General features: G+C 62.5%; 12 protein-coding genes and 2 pseudogenes. 7 read left to right on the top strand and 7 right to left on the bottom strand.

The window, feature by feature from the left end; genetic code table 11:
* Positions 1-113 precede the first annotated feature (113 nt).
* The 4 genes from HV670_RS14035 to HV670_RS14020 all read left to right on the top strand — a co-directional run bounded on the left by HV670_RS14035 (position 114) and on the right by HV670_RS14020 (position 4,463).
* The gene (locus HV670_RS14035) at positions 114-1,115 is read left to right on the top strand and encodes an ABC transporter permease (RefSeq protein WP_425511424.1); all 1,002 of its coding nucleotides are present in this window, start codon (positions 114-116) and stop codon (positions 1,113-1,115) included.
* Positions 1,116-1,233: 118 nt separating this feature from the next.
* Positions 1,234-2,133, top strand: a complete 900-nt coding sequence (locus HV670_RS14030) for a sugar-binding protein (RefSeq protein WP_425511425.1) — start codon at positions 1,234-1,236, stop codon at positions 2,131-2,133.
* A 70-nt stretch (positions 2,134-2,203) separates the two neighbouring features.
* Positions 2,204-3,706 (top strand): sugar ABC transporter ATP-binding protein, encoded by a 1,503-nt coding sequence (locus HV670_RS14025; RefSeq protein ID WP_175105392.1) that lies wholly within the window; start codon positions 2,204-2,206, stop codon positions 3,704-3,706.
* 100 nt (positions 3,707-3,806) lie between these two features.
* Entirely contained in the window at positions 3,807-4,463 is a 657-nt protein-coding gene (locus HV670_RS14020) for an aspartate/glutamate racemase family protein (protein ID WP_175105391.1), read from the top strand.
* Here the strand turns inward: HV670_RS14020 and HV670_RS14015 are convergent.
* The 5 genes from HV670_RS14015 to denD form a co-directional block, all read right to left on the bottom strand.
* The gene (locus HV670_RS14015; protein WP_175105390.1) at positions 4,438-5,241 is read right to left on the bottom strand and encodes a Crp/Fnr family transcriptional regulator; all 804 of its coding nucleotides are present in this window, start codon (positions 5,239-5,241) and stop codon (positions 4,438-4,440) included. The genes HV670_RS14020 and HV670_RS14015 overlap by 26 nt on opposite strands.
* Before the next feature lie 134 nt (positions 5,242-5,375).
* Entirely contained in the window at positions 5,376-6,152 is a 777-nt protein-coding gene (gene otnI, locus HV670_RS14010) for a 2-oxo-tetronate isomerase (RefSeq protein WP_175105389.1), read from the bottom strand.
* A gap of 53 nt (positions 6,153-6,205) precedes the next feature.
* The gene (otnC, locus tag HV670_RS14005) at positions 6,206-6,856 is read right to left on the bottom strand and encodes a 3-oxo-tetronate 4-phosphate decarboxylase (protein ID WP_246257387.1); all 651 of its coding nucleotides are present in this window, start codon (positions 6,854-6,856) and stop codon (positions 6,206-6,208) included.
* 8 nt (positions 6,857-6,864) lie between these two features.
* Positions 6,865-8,154 (bottom strand): 3-oxo-tetronate kinase, encoded by a 1,290-nt coding sequence (otnK, locus tag HV670_RS14000; RefSeq protein WP_175105387.1) that lies wholly within the window; start codon positions 8,152-8,154, stop codon positions 6,865-6,867.
* Positions 8,155-8,205: 51 nt separating this feature from the next.
* Complete coding sequence (denD, locus tag HV670_RS13995; RefSeq protein WP_175105386.1) at positions 8,206-9,186, bottom strand: D-erythronate dehydrogenase; 981 nt, start codon at positions 9,184-9,186, stop codon at positions 8,206-8,208.
* A 282-nt stretch (positions 9,187-9,468) separates the two neighbouring features.
* Here denD and HV670_RS13990 point away from each other — a divergent pair.
* Positions 9,469-9,591, top strand: a pseudogene (locus tag HV670_RS13990) (chemotaxis protein CheB); the annotation flags it as partial.
* A 31-nt stretch (positions 9,592-9,622) separates the two neighbouring features.
* Here the strand turns inward: HV670_RS13990 and HV670_RS13985 are convergent.
* A complete protein-coding gene (locus HV670_RS13985) occupies positions 9,623-11,425 on the bottom strand; it encodes a hybrid sensor histidine kinase/response regulator (RefSeq protein WP_175105385.1) in 1,803 nt (600 codons plus the stop codon).
* Between the two features lie 342 nt (positions 11,426-11,767).
* Between HV670_RS13985 and HV670_RS30990 the strand changes: the two are divergent.
* Both HV670_RS30990 and HV670_RS13980 read left to right on the top strand, forming a co-directional pair.
* Positions 11,768-12,048 (top strand): annotated as a pseudogene (locus HV670_RS30990) (hypothetical protein).
* A gap of 4 nt (positions 12,049-12,052) precedes the next feature.
* Positions 12,053-12,577 carry a helix-turn-helix transcriptional regulator gene (locus HV670_RS13980; RefSeq protein ID WP_175105384.1) on the top strand — a complete coding sequence of 175 codons (525 nt, stop codon included), beginning with the start codon at positions 12,053-12,055 and terminating at the stop codon, positions 12,575-12,577.
* Between the two features lie 42 nt (positions 12,578-12,619).
* Here HV670_RS13980 and HV670_RS13975 read toward each other — a convergent pair whose 3' ends face one another.
* On the bottom strand, positions 12,620-13,381 hold the full coding sequence (locus HV670_RS13975; RefSeq protein WP_175105383.1) for a hypothetical protein: 762 nt from the start codon (positions 13,379-13,381) through the stop codon (positions 12,620-12,622).
* Positions 13,382-13,455: the final 74 nt, after the last annotated feature.

Here is a 13,455-nt window from a genome sequence, read left to right as displayed (position 1 = left end):
AACCCCAATACGTTTGTATGACGGCCGTCACAGATTCGAATGATCGACGCGCCTATGATCATTGCAAGCCGGTGCTCCCGATGCCGGCGAACTATAGGGTCAGGAGACATACGTTGAGCGCAATTCCATCGAAAAAAGAACCGCCTCCAGCGCAGACGTCGCTGCTCGATACCTTGCGCGGCTGGCTCAAGATTCGCGAGCTCAACATTCTGTCGGTGCTGATTCTTGTCGGTATCCTGATCAGTTTCTTCTCGCCGTATTTCCTGACGACCGACAACCTGATGGGCGTGTTTCGCTCATTCTCGCTGATCGCGATCATGTCGATCGGCATGATGCTCGTGATCATCACGGGCGGCATCGACCTGTCGGTCGGCTCGGTCATGGGACTGTCGTCGCTGATGACGGCGCTGGCCTTCCAGCAGGGCTGGGGTGCGTTCCCCGCGGTGCTCTGCGGGCTCGGTGTGGGAGTCGCGGTCGGCGCTTTCAACGGCTTTCTGATCACACGCATCGAACTGCCGCCGTTCATCGCAACCCTCGGTACGCTAAGCATCGGCCGCGGGCTCATGTACATCATCACCAAGGGCGTGCCGGTCACGCCTGACATTCCAGACAGCTTTGCCTATATCGGTCAGGGCTATATCGGCCTGGTGCCGTTTCCGGTCGTCATCATGATCGTGATGACCGTCTGCTTCGCGATTCTCATGCGCCGTACGCGCTTCGGGCGCCATGTCTACGCGACGGGCGGCAACGAAGTCGCCGCGCGGCTCAGTGGCGTGCGCACCAACCGCGTCAAGTTCATCGTCTACACGCTCTCGGGATTGATCGCCTCGCTCGCCGGCATCATCAGCTTCTCGCGTTTCGTCTCGGCCGAACCCGCCTCGGGTTTCGGTGCCGAACTTGACGTGATCGCGGCCGCGGCCATCGGCGGCGCGAGTCTCTCGGGCGGCGCGGGCAGCGTCGAGGGCGCGATCATCGGCGCGGCGCTGGCCGGCATCATCTCGAACGGCGTCGTGCTGCTCAATATCAACACCTACGCACAGCAAGCCATCACGGGCTGCGTGATCCTGATCGCCGTGAGCATCGATATCTGGCGCATCCGGCGCAAGGGGCGTTGACCGAAGTGAGGGTCCGGCGCGGGGCGCCGGTTCTATTTCACCTGTTTTCCACTATCAAAACGAGTAAGGAGACAACATGAAAGGTTTCAATCTTGCGCTTGCGGCAGGTGCTGCCGCGATGTCACTGGCGATGGTCACGATCGCGCAGGCCAAGGAAGTCAAGGACATTTCGGTGGCGGTGATTCCGAAAGTCGCGGTACCGTTCTTCGACGACTGCAACACCGGCGCGAAGACTGCCTCGGACAAGCTCGGCATCAAATACCAGTGGGTCGTGCCGCAGAACACGCAAGGCTCCACGCAAGTCCAGATCATCGAGGATCTGATCTCGAAGCACGTCGACGGCATTGCGATTTCGGTCAATGAGCCGAAGTCGGTCGAAAACGTCGTCAAGCGCGCGGAGAAGGCCGGCATCAAGGTATTGACGTACGACTCGGATTCGCCCAAGAGCGGCCGCTCGATGTATATCGGCACGAGCAACGTATCGGCCGGCGAGACCATGGCCGAAACCATGGCCAAGGCACTGGACGGCAAGGGCGAGGTTGCGATCATCACGGGTCAGCTAGGTGCCGTGAACCTCAACGAACGGATCTCCGGCATCAAGAAGGGCCTCACGAAGTATCCGGACATCAAGATCGTCGAAACTCAGGGTACGGATGACGATCTCGCGAAGGGTGTTTCGGTCACGGAAACGACGCTGCGCGCACATCCCCAGCTTAGGGGGATTTTTGGCGTGAGTCAGGTCGGTGGCCCGGCTGTCGCGAAGGTGCTCGATACGAAGGAATTTGGCGCGAAGAAGGGCCAGCTCGAAGTGCTCGCCTTCGACGATCTGCCTGACACGGTGAAGGGCGTCAAGGACGGCACGATCCAGGGCATCATGGTTCAGCGCCCGGTCACGATGGGCAGCCTCGCGGTCGAACATCTGGTCGCGCAGATCCAGGGCACGGAAACGGCGCCGAAGGATATCGACACGGGCGTGACAGTCGTGTCGAAGGACAACCTCGGCAGCTACACGAAGTAGTTCGCCAGGCCATCAATCAGTCTGAAACAGGCGCGACAGGACCATGCAGGAACACTTGAAAGGAGCGGCCATGATGCCATTTCTGGAGATGCGCAATATCTCCAAGACGTTTCCAGGCGTCAAGGCGCTCAAGGATGTGAACCTGCAGGTCCACCGCGGTGAAGTGCTTGCGCTTGCCGGCGAGAATGGCGCCGGCAAGAGCACGCTGATGAAGATCCTGACCGGTGTATTCGGGCACGACGGCGACGGCAGTATCCTGATCGACGGCACGCCGGTGGAGCTGCGCAACAACAATCATGCACGCGACCTGGGGATCGGCATCATCTATCAGGAGCTCTCGGTCGTCGAGAATCTGACGGTCGCGGAGAACATCTTTCTCGCGAAGGAGCCGCTCAGCCGCTTCGGGCTGCTCGACATGCGAAAGATGAACGACGAGGCGCGCGCGGTGCTTGCGACGCTCGACATGGACCTCGATCCGACCGCGCGCGTGAGCGAGCTGAGTGTCGGACAGAAGCAGATGATCGAGATCGCCAAGGCGATCTCGTATCAATCGAAAGTCATCATCATGGACGAGCCGACTGCGTCCCTGAGTCATCATGAAACACGTACCCTGCTCGAGATGATCAAGCGCCTGCGCGCGCAGGACATCGGGATCGTCTATATTTCGCACCGTCTCGAGGAAGTGTTCGAGTTGGCGGACCGCGTGGTCATCCTGCGCGACGGCTCAACGGTGGGCACCCACCCGATCGCCGAGATGACGCGTGAGCTGCTCGTGCGGGAGATGGTCGACCGCGAGCTCAGCGAACTCTATGCGGCACCCGTCTCGCACTCGACCACGGAAGTCGTGCTCGAAGTCCGTGATCTCGCGATGCGTCACAAGGTCGCGGCGGACGCGCGCATCCGCGATATCAACTTCAGGCTCCATCGCGGCGAGATTCTTGGTATCGCGGGCCTGGTCGGTTCGGGCCGCACGGAGATCGTCGAAATGATCTTCGGCATGCGGCCCTATACGGGGCAGATCCTCGTCGACGGCAAGCCCGTGACGATTCGCAATCCGCACGACGCGATCGCGCAGGGCATCGGTTTCGTCACGGAAGACCGCAAGGCCCAGGGCCTGGTGCTCGGCATGAGCGTGCGGGAGAATTTCAGCCTCACCCATCTGGAACACTACTCGCCGTTCCAGTTCATCGATCGCGCGGGCGAGGATGAACGTTGCCGTGAGTTCGTCGACACGCTCGGCGTGAAGACGCCGACGCTCGAGCAGAAGGTGGTCAACCTGAGCGGCGGCAACCAGCAGAAGGTCGTGATCGCCAAATGGGTCGCACGCAATCCGCAGGTGCTGATCGTCGACGAGCCGACACGCGGCATCGATATCGGTGCCAAGGCCGAAGTGCATGCGCTGCTCGCGCGCCTTGCGGCCCAGGGGATAGCCGTCATTGTGATTTCGTCTGACCTGCTCGAGGTGCTCGCGGTCAGCGACCGGATTCTCGTCGTGCGCGAGGGGCGCATCAATGGCGAACTGCCGCGCGCCGAGGCCACGCAGGAACGCGTGATGGCCGCGGCGACGGCTTGAGCCGCTCCGCCCGGGACGTGCATCGAAGGTATTTGAATGTTTTCGCCGCGCTGGCAGCCGTCGCGGCACCAGCGAATGGGCACTTACTGGAGTTGTTGAAATGACCACGATTGTCGTAGTTCACACGGGTTCCGTGACGGTGCAGCCGATCAAGGACCAGTTCAAGGAAGTGATGGCCGATGCGCGCATCATCAATATCGTCGACGACAGCCTGCTCAATGACGTGCGCGCCGCGGGCCACCTGACCCCGGAAGTCACGAGCCGGCTCTACACGTATATGTCGAATGCCCAGGCCATGGGCGCCGACATCATCCTGAACGCATGCTCGTCGGTCGGCGAAGCGACCGACCTGCTGCGCGACATGATCCGCACGCCGATCGTCAAGGTTGATGAATCGATGGCCGAGGAAGCCAGCCGGATCGGCTCGCGCATCGGTGTCGTCGCGACCGTGCAGACCACGCTCGAGCCGACCACGCGCCTCATCCAGAAGAAAGCCGCGGAACACGGCCGCTCGATCAGCGTCACCGAACGAATTGCCGAAGGGGCGTTCGAAGCGCTGTTGGCCGGCGACGGCGAACGCCACGACACGATCCTGAAGCAGACCATCATGGCGCTCGCCGAGCAAGTCGACGTCGTCGTCCTGGCCCAGGTCTCGATGGCCCGACTGGTTCCGGCACTCGGCAAGACGCGCGTGCCGGTGCTGTCGAGCCCGCGTAGCGGTGTCGAGGCTGTCAGGCGCGCGCTAGCGGCGCTTTGAGTTGAAGGCCCTGGCCGCCGTTCAGTTCCACGCGCGGCCGGTTGGGCGTCAGGGCGCCGCCGGGGGCAAGCTGATCCGGCGCCCGCATGAGCGCCGGCAGATAGCGCGCGACGAATTTGCGTGTGAGCACCACCTTGCGCTGGTAGATATCGACCATGCCTTCCGCCCGGAGATCCTTGAAATGGCGGTTGACCGATTCGCGCGAGGTGCCGATGAAATCGGCGAGCTTGTCCTGCGTGATCGACAAGTCGATCAGCACCGCGTCGGCATTGCCGTGATGGCTGAATTCGCAGCCAATCTGCTTCGCGAGCATCACGAACATATTGGTCAGCCGCTTGCGCACATCGTGCAGTGACAGGTTCTCGATCAACTGCTGCGCTTCCGTCCAGCGCCGGTAGTGGCTCTTGAGGATGAACTGGTTGATCACGTCGTAGCGGTTCAGCAGATCCCTGAAGTCCGCACGGCGTACATGACAGATCACGCTCGGCCCGAGTGTCTGCGCGTGGTGTGAATAGCGGGCTTCGTTGAGCACGTCGCCGTCGCCGAACATCATGCCGGGCTTGATGAAAGACAGCGTGATCTCCTGGCCGTCCTCGGTGAGACGGTACAGGCGGACGCTGCCGCTCTTGAGCACGTAAACGTAGTTGCTTTGATCGTCGGGCGTATAGACGACGGTGTTCTTGCGAACGGTCCTGTGATCGCTGAAGGCGGGCATTGCCTCGTCAAGGCAATTGCGTTCGATCAGCGACAGCAGCTCGATTTGTCCGGCGAACCACATCGCACATCTCCTTGCATCGTCTGACCGATGCGTGGTTGTACTTCGCTTGCAAGTGCGGGGCGCACTGACTGCACCGCACCGACTCCGTTTCTACGTGCTCACGTCCCTACGTCCTTCACTCCTACCGCGCTATGTCACGACCACGCCTTGAGCCACGCGAGCCCGTCGGACGTCTTGCCGCGCGGGATATATTCACCGCCGACCCAGCCGTCGTAGCCGAGCGTGTCGATCAATTTCATCAGATACGAGAAATTGACTTCGCCTTCATCGGGCTCGTGACGGTCGGGCACTCCCGCGACCTGGATATGGCCGACATCCGGCATGAATTGCCGGAGCTTGACGGCGAGATCCCCCTCGACGATCTGCGCGTGGTACAGGTCGAATTGAACCTTGAGGTTCGCCGCCCCGACTTCGCGGCGGATCTGGTGTGCATCGTCCTGCCGGTTCAGGAAGTAACCCGGCATATTGCGTGTGTTGATTGGCTCGATCACGATCATGAGCTCATGCGCGGCCGCTTCGCCCGCCGCGTAGGCGAGATTGGTCAGATAGATGGCGCGATGTCTCGCGCGATCGCCATCGGGACCGACGATGCCCGCCATCACATGGATTTTCTTGTTGCCGAGCGCGAGCGCATAGCGGATCGCCGTTTCGACGCCGCGCCTGAACTCGTCCTCGCGACCCGGCAAGATGGCGATGCCGCGCTCGCCTTTTGCCCAGTCGCCAGGCGGCGCATTGAACAGCGCCTGCGTCAGGCCATGTTCGCGCAAGCGCGCGGCAAGCTCGCCGGCATCGAACTCATAGGGAAACAGATATTCGACGCCCTTGAAGCCGTCGCGCGCAGCCGCGCCGAAGCGGTCGAGAAACGCGTGTTCCTGGTACATCATCGAAAGATTGGCGGCAAATCTTGGCATGTCGGTGGGGCGCCTGGTCGCTTGGTCAGTTCATCAGATTCGGTTGATCGGGTTCACCAGCGCACCGCGAACACGGTACGCAGTTCTTCGAGCTGTGCCTCGCTCAACGCAGCAGGCCGGGGTTCGGTCATGAGCCACAGCCGCGCGGTTTCCTCGAATTCTTCGATGGCCCATGCGGCCTGCGAAACGCTCGATCCCCACATGACGGGGCCCAGTCTTTCGAGCAGCACGCCGCGGACTTCGCCTGCCAGTTCGCGCACGCGCAGCGCGACAGCCGGGTCGCCGGGCCGGCAATACGGAATCAGCGGGATATGGCCGACTTTCATCACGTAGTAAGGCGTGATCGGCGGGAGTACATCGTTCTCGTGCCAGACGCCCGCAAGCGTCAAGGCGACGAGATGGGTCGAATGGGTATGCACGACGGCCTGCATCGACGGATGGTGATCGTAGACTGCGCGGTGCAGCGCGAGTGTTTTCGACGGCTTGTCGCCGCCGATCCATTCACCGGCCTGATTGACCTTTGAAATCGCCGCCGGGTCGAGGTGGCCGAGGCAGGCATCGGTCGGCGTGATCAGCCAGCCGTCTTCGAGCCGCGCGCTGATATTGCCGGCCGACCCGACGGTGTAGCGGCGTTGGTAAAGATCCGCGCCGGTCCGCGCGATTTCCTCGCGCAGTGCGTTTTCGGTCATGCTTCGCGAAGACATGGTGGTGCTCATCGTACGGACAGCTCGCAAGCCGCGAGTGCCTTGCTGAAGAAATCGGTGGTGCCGAAATTGCCGGACTTCAGTGCGAGGGCGAGGGGGGGAGCGCCGAGCGAAGCGGTCCACGGTACTCCCGGATCGATCTGCGGACCGATCTGCAGCGCATTCACCCCGAGTGCCTTGACGACCGCGCCCGAGGTCTCGCCGCCGGCAATCACGAAGCGGCGCACGCCGAGTTCGCGCAGACCTTGCGCGATCGCCGCAAGCGCATCTTCAACAAGGGCACCCGATGCCGCCGTGCCGAGCTTGTGCTGGACCGCGATCACTTCCTCGGGCGTGCTCGTCGCATAGATCAGCACAGCTTCGTGCGCGATATGCCGCGCGGCGAACGACAGCGCCTCTTCAACGACAGCCGGGTTCGAGGACAGGGCGAGCGGGTCGATCCGGAACGCGGGCCGGCCCGCGTCGGTCCAGTGCGCAACCTGGGCGCGCGTCGCGCGGGAGCAACTGCCCGACAGCACGGCCGAGAGGCCGTCGATCGTGGGCAGGTCTTCGGCGTGCCCGGTTTCGGGCAACAGTCCCGCGCGTGCAAAATTGGCGGGCAGGCCGATCGCGAGGCCCGAGCCGCCGGTCAACAGCAGATCGTCCGCGCAGGCGGCGCCGAGCTTGTACAAGTCGTCGTCGGAGATCGCGTCGGCGATCGCGAGACCGACCTGCTGCGCGACGAGGTCCGCGCGCGCGGCAGCGATCGCTTCTGGACCGCGCTGCACGGTGTCATAGCGCAACAGGCCAACCTTGATCTGTGTCTGCTGCTGCAGCACACGCACGAGATTGGCGTCGGTCATCGGCGTGAGCGGGTGGTTCTGCATGCCCGATTCATTGAGCAACATGTCGCCGACGAACAGGTTGCCGCGATAGATCGTGCGGCCTGTTTCGGGGAACGCCGGGCAGGCGATCGCGAAGCGCGTGCCGAGCGCTGTCATGAGCGCTTCGGCGACGGGCCCGATATTGCCCTCGGCGGTCGAATCGAAGGTCGAGCAGTACTTGAAGTAGAACTGTCGGCAACCCGCGGCGCGCAGCCATTCGAGCGCAGCCAGGGATTCGGCGACCGCGGCTTCGCGCGGCGCCGTGCGCGACTTCAACGCGACTACGACGGCTTGCACCGGCTGGTCGAGGGGCGCTTGCGGTACGCCGATGGTCTGCACCGTGCGCATGCCGCCGCGCACGAGCATGTTCGCAAGATCGGTTGCGCCGGTGAAATCGTCGGCAATGCAGCCGAGCAGGACAGGAGCGGACGTCATGATGAGAAGGAAGGGTTCGGGTTCCAGGAGGGGCGGGTCTGCACCGTCGGCTCAGGCTGCGACGGTGGAAGCGTCGGCGATGAACGCGCGGATCACGCTGTCGAAGCCGTCGTCGTGCACGAAGCCCAGGCTGCGCGCGTAGCGAGCCGAGAAATTGCCGGGCCATGAGTTGACGATCCGCTCGATCGCGGGATCGGGCGTGAAGGCGATGCGTGCGGCAACCTCATCGCCCGCGATACGCCGCAAGGAGGCCACCATGTCGGCGACCGTGATCGACAGACCCGGCATATTGATCACGCGGCCGGCGCTCAACTGCGCGGCGGGGAGTTCGTGGCCATGGATCAGATTGTCGATCGCGCGCAGCGGCGACATCAGCCAGAGCACGGTCCGCGGATCGACCGGACAGACTGCGGGCTCGCCGTTCAGGGGCTCGCGGATGATGCCGCTCGCGAAGCTCGAGGCCGCGCGGTTCGGTTTGCCGGGCCGTACGACGATGGTCGGCATGCGCAGGCTGCGACCATCGACAAAACCGCGCCGGCTGTAGTCAGCCAGCAGGAGATCGGCGAGCGCTTTCTCGGTGCCGTAGGAACTCTGCGGTGCCCAGACCTGACTGTCGTCGACGCAGGCGGGGAGTGCGCCACCGAATACCGCGACCGAACTCGTCATGACGAATTTCGCCCGCTGGCCGAGTGCGCGCAGGCGCTCGAGCAAGGCCCGGGTCGCATCGAAATTGACGCGCATGCCAAGATCGAAATCCTGCTCGGCCTGCCCCGACACGACCGCGGCAAGATGGAACACGCTGTGCGTGCCCGCGTCGACCAGACGTTCGAGATGGGCCGGGTCGGCAAGATCGCCGGTGCTGACCTGCACCCGCGCGTCATCGATGCCCTCGAGCGGCACCACGTCGAAGGCGGCGATGTGTTCGATCGGCCGGCGCTCGCCCGCGCTGTCGGTCATGCTGCCACGCTCCAGCAGGGCACGTATCAAGCGCTTGCCTAGAAAGCCTGCTGCTCCCGTCACCACGATCTTCATGGGCTTGTCTCGCTCCAGAGGGGCGACAGATCTTCGATCCCGTCGGGGCTGATATTGCCTTATTGGGAACGATTGCCATCGCCAAGTTGTATGATGATCTTATATTGTGTTGGCGTGCGTGGCAATAACCTGCGGCATCTCCATCTGAATGAATCTCTTGCGGGCATTCCGATGGGACTGCCGTCCGTGGGGCGGCGCGCGCGAACGTGCGTCGCCTCGTCGCGCGCCACGGGTCGCTCCTTGCCGTGCCGCCCAAGAACACCGCCGATGTGATCCTGATGGCTCGCGCAGGACGAGGCAAGCTGCGTCGTGTTCGGCATGCCGAAGGAGGCGATCAAGCGCGGCGGTGTCGAGCGCACCGTGACGCTCGACACGATCGCACGCGAGATTCTGAAGCAGCTTTGAGGCGGGCTTTGTTTGCAGGCCTAGGCCAGATTCAAAGCAGCCCTCCAATCGTGCGGCCCGCTCTGCGGCTCAGCACATTTCGGAATTTATCGAGAGACAGGGGCTTGGTCAGATGAAAGTCGAAGCCAGCCGCAAGGGCGCGCGATTTGTCCGATTCGGAGCCGTAACCTGTCAGCGCCACGAGCAGGGTCGAGTCGAACTCGGCACGTGCCCGAAGCATATGAGCAAGTTGAAAGCCGTCGATACCCGGCATGCCGATATCGACGAGCGCGACTTCCGGCACGAACTCCCGGGTTATCTCCAGCGCATCGGCGCCGCTGGATGCCGTGCGGACCTCATGCCCGTCGAGTTCGAGCAACATGCCCAATGCCGCGAGTGCGTCAGGGTTGTCGTCGACGAGCAACAGCCGCGTTGGCGGTGCCTCGAGCGTTTCGACCTGCGCGACACGGTCGGGCTTGCGGCTCAGAATCGGCAGCCGCAGCGTAACGAGCGTCCCCTTGTTGGCCCCTTCGCTCACGATTTCGATCGAACCGTCATGCAGGTCCACGATGCGCTTCACCAGCGCGAGCCCAATGCCAAGACCGCCTTCGGCGCGCGCATTGCTTGCGCTCGGACCCTGCGCGAAGAGTTCGAACACCTTGGGCAGCACGTCCGCATCGATGCCCACGCCGTTGTCCCGAACCGTGATGGTCACCACACGGTTCTCCGCCGTCGGCTCGACGTCGTCGGCGAGTTCGCTCGCGCGCGAGTGCACGGCGACTTCAATGCGTCCGCCGGTCGGCGTGTATTTCGCGGCGTTCGACACGAGGTTGCCGATCAGTTGGCTCAGCCGGACATGGTCCGCGAACACGAAGGTCTTGGTTTCAACGCCCTTGAGCACAAGCGTGTGTCGCCGCGCATCAATATGATGCTGCACGCCTGTTAGCGCATCGAACACGACTTCGTTCAATGATGTGTGGCTGCGCTTCAATGCCAGCTTGCCTTGTCGTACCCGTGCGGCGTCGAGCAGATCGTCGACGAGGGTTCGGAGTTGCCGCATCTGCCGTTGGGCAATCGTCAGCGCACGCACAGCGACTTCGTCGGCGGCCACCGAGCGCTTGGCAATCGCAATGGCGTTTTCGATCGGCGACATCGGATTGCGCAGCTCATGACCGAGCATGGAGATGAATTCCTCGCGTCGCGCGTCGGACTGCTCGAGCGCCCGACCCGCGCGATGCGTTTGCTCGGCTTCGACCTCGGCCTGCCTTCTCGATTGGCGCAAGCTCAGCGCAGCACTCGCGAAACGTGCGAGGCTGTCCAACACGCGGCAGTCTTCGCGGTCGAATTGCTTGTCTTCGCTGTGCGAGGCGACCCAGAGGGTCCCGTGGGCTCCCTCACCGGCGGGGATCACGACGACGAGTCCTTCGACGATGTCGGGCCTGGACGTGCTCAGATAAGAGAAATGCTTTCGTGGATAGCTGAAAAGCTGGGGCGCATTTAGCGTGACCGTGATTCCGCTTGCGCTGTCTTCAAATGGAAACGTTGCATGGCGAGAGGGTCGGCACAGGCCCGCCGCAGCAACCCAGTCGAAACAGGGACCCCCTTCGTCCGGCGCGCGCAGCACGCTGACACCCGAACTTTCGGCGTGACAGAGCACGAGCGCGAGTTCGGCGAGGAACTGGAGAAACGATTCGTCAGGGCCAGTCAGCGCTTGAGCGAGCGCCACGAGCGCGGCGTTCTCGGCCGCGAAGTCCGGGTCGCGCGCCGGGCGCATCGTGAGGCGTTCCGTAACCAGCACACCGGCTTCGCGCGCGCGAACTGCCGGACTGGTGGGTGACTCGCCACCTGCGTTCATTCCATTCTCCTCCACGAGGACGCGGGCAGTGCTTCCGAGTGAGCTAGCCGTTTACGATTATAGAACGGGTTGATTGACGTTTCGCTGACGCGTGTCAATGATGCCTGTGGGGGTCGACCCTCCTCATTGGCGAACGTGGCGCGATGGTCTTCGTGCGGCAGCGTGTCGCCGGACGCTTGCGCACAGACACCTGCCCATTTCCGGTTGTCCCTATTTTGGTAGTTTTCGACAAGCCAACAACGCGGGGCCTCGATATCGTTCTTGTTTCCTGTTGAGTCGATGTCTTTGGATTGGGTTGTCACTTGACAACCTTGAGATGGTCACGTACCTTGGAGGGCATGGATGATTCGAGCAAACCACCCGAAGAAAGAGGTTGAACACGCGCTCAGGTATGCCGAGGCCAACAACTGGCGTATTGCGGTGGGTGGTGCTCATGCCTGGGGGAGATCTATTGTCCCTACAAGGACGATGATTGCCGCTGTGGGGAGTTTTGCATCGCTTGCGTGTGGAGTACCCCAAAGAATCCTGGCAATCACGCCCGCGCCTTGAAGCGTGTCGTCGACAACTGCGCTGCCCATCGGAGTCGGCAAGCCCGCCCGAAAACCCTTGTGCCTCAGGAGTAATCAAGTGGAATACACGTTCACCTTCAAATTCCAGCTTTCCGAAGAAGACTGCGACCACGACGAACTCGTGGAGCGCCTGGGTGCGGCAGGCTGTGATGACGCTTTGATCGGGGTGGGCCAGCCCGGTCGCATCGCGCTGGAATTTACCCGGGAGGCCACGAGTGCGGAGGCTGCGCTCGTGAGCGCCTTGTCGGACGTCAAGGGTGTGATCCCCTCGGCCAGGCTGATCGAGGCGGCGCCCGACTTCGTCGGTCTGACCGATGTGGCTGAAGTCGTCGGCGTATCACGACAAAACATGCGCAAGCTCATGCTCACGCATGCCACGAGTTTTCCCGCGCCGATCCATGAGGGGAGTACGACGGTGTGGCATCTGGCAGCCGTGCTTTCCTGGCTGAAGAGCAAAGGCAACTACGAACTGAAGCAGCAGATCTTCGATGTCGCAATGGCCGCCATGCAGATCAATCTTGCCAAGGAAGTCCTGCAAATTACCCCGCGCATTCAGCGCGAGGTGCGGGCATTGGTGGCCTGAACCCGGGACAGCGCAGGTGTGCCCTGGTCGCGCGATGGGCGTTCAGGCAGACGCTTGCACAAGACTGCCGCTCGAGCTGAACGAACCTTGATTGAGCGTGCCCTCGAGCGTCTGCAGGAATGTCTGCAACGATGTTCCTGAAGTTTCGCCGTTCGAACCGAAGAGATTGTTGAAATCCTGCTGGAGCGTCGAGATTGCCGAATTGCTCGACGCGTTCGACGAATCAGCCCCTCCGTCGGAGCCGGACCCCGATTCGTCCTGTGCGTCCGTCGTGCCATTCTGACTGGAGGCCCCCGCGTTCGATCCGACGGCTTGGGCGAGCGCGTTGAGCGCGGTGCTCAGGCTGTTGTATCCGGACATGGGCGAGCTGCTGACTGCATTGCTCGATTGGTTTTGATCGGAGCCCGGTGAATTGCCTTGTGCACCTTGCTGCAAGCTCGAAAGCGCCTGGAAGAGTGCGCCGATGAACTGCTGCATGGCCGGGTTGATGGAATTGGCAGAAGCGGTGGACGACGGGTCGTTCGCGGCGGTCGAATCCACTGGGTCATCGAGGCTGTCCCCCACGGCGCTCGTGGAGGATGAGGCCGCCACACCCGCCGAGCCGCTTGCGTCGGGCGATGGCGTCAGTCCGACCGTGGCAAGGGTTTGTCCGATAGTCTGCAGTAGCGAATTGCCCGATTGCGAGCTGCTCGGGTTTCCAAGCGATACGAGTTGCGTTGTACTGGTAGAGGGAGAAGTCGCCGTCGTGGTGACACCCAGGCTGGCGAGTGTGCTATTTGCGGGTGGCAAACTATGAATGTGCATTCTTATGCTCCAGGAAGGTGATAGAAATATAGGCCTCGCATGCCCGTCCAATCCAACGAATAGACCGTCTTTCG

The organism is Pararobbsia alpina, assembly GCF_902859895.1.
GTDB classification, from domain to species: Bacteria; Pseudomonadota; Gammaproteobacteria; order Burkholderiales; family Burkholderiaceae; genus Pararobbsia; species Pararobbsia alpina.
This window is presented reverse-complemented; position numbering and strand designations above follow the sequence as displayed.

Coding starts and splice junctions, on each gene's coding strand:
- HV670_RS14030 (WP_425511425.1), top strand. CDS start 1,234: ATGTCACTGGCGATGGTCACGATCGCGCAGGCCAAGGAAGTCAAGGAC.
- HV670_RS14025 (WP_175105392.1), top strand. CDS start 2,204: ATGATGCCATTTCTGGAGATGCGCAATATCTCCAAGACGTTTCCAGGC.
- HV670_RS14020 (WP_175105391.1), top strand. CDS start 3,807: ATGACCACGATTGTCGTAGTTCACACGGGTTCCGTGACGGTGCAGCCG.
- HV670_RS14015 (WP_175105390.1), bottom strand. CDS start 5,241: ATGTGGTTCGCCGGACAAATCGAGCTGCTGTCGCTGATCGAACGCAAT.
- otnI (WP_175105389.1), bottom strand. CDS start 6,152: ATGCCAAGATTTGCCGCCAATCTTTCGATGATGTACCAGGAACACGCG.
- otnC (WP_246257387.1), bottom strand. CDS start 6,856: ATGTCTTCGCGAAGCATGACCGAAAACGCACTGCGCGAGGAAATCGCG.
- otnK (WP_175105387.1), bottom strand. CDS start 8,154: ATGACGTCCGCTCCTGTCCTGCTCGGCTGCATTGCCGACGATTTCACC.
- denD (WP_175105386.1), bottom strand. CDS start 9,186: ATGAAGATCGTGGTGACGGGAGCAGCAGGCTTTCTAGGCAAGCGCTTG.
- HV670_RS13985 (WP_175105385.1), bottom strand. CDS start 11,425: ATGAACGCAGGTGGCGAGTCACCCACCAGTCCGGCAGTTCGCGCGCGC.
- HV670_RS13975 (WP_175105383.1), bottom strand. CDS start 13,381: ATGCACATTCATAGTTTGCCACCCGCAAATAGCACACTCGCCAGCCTG.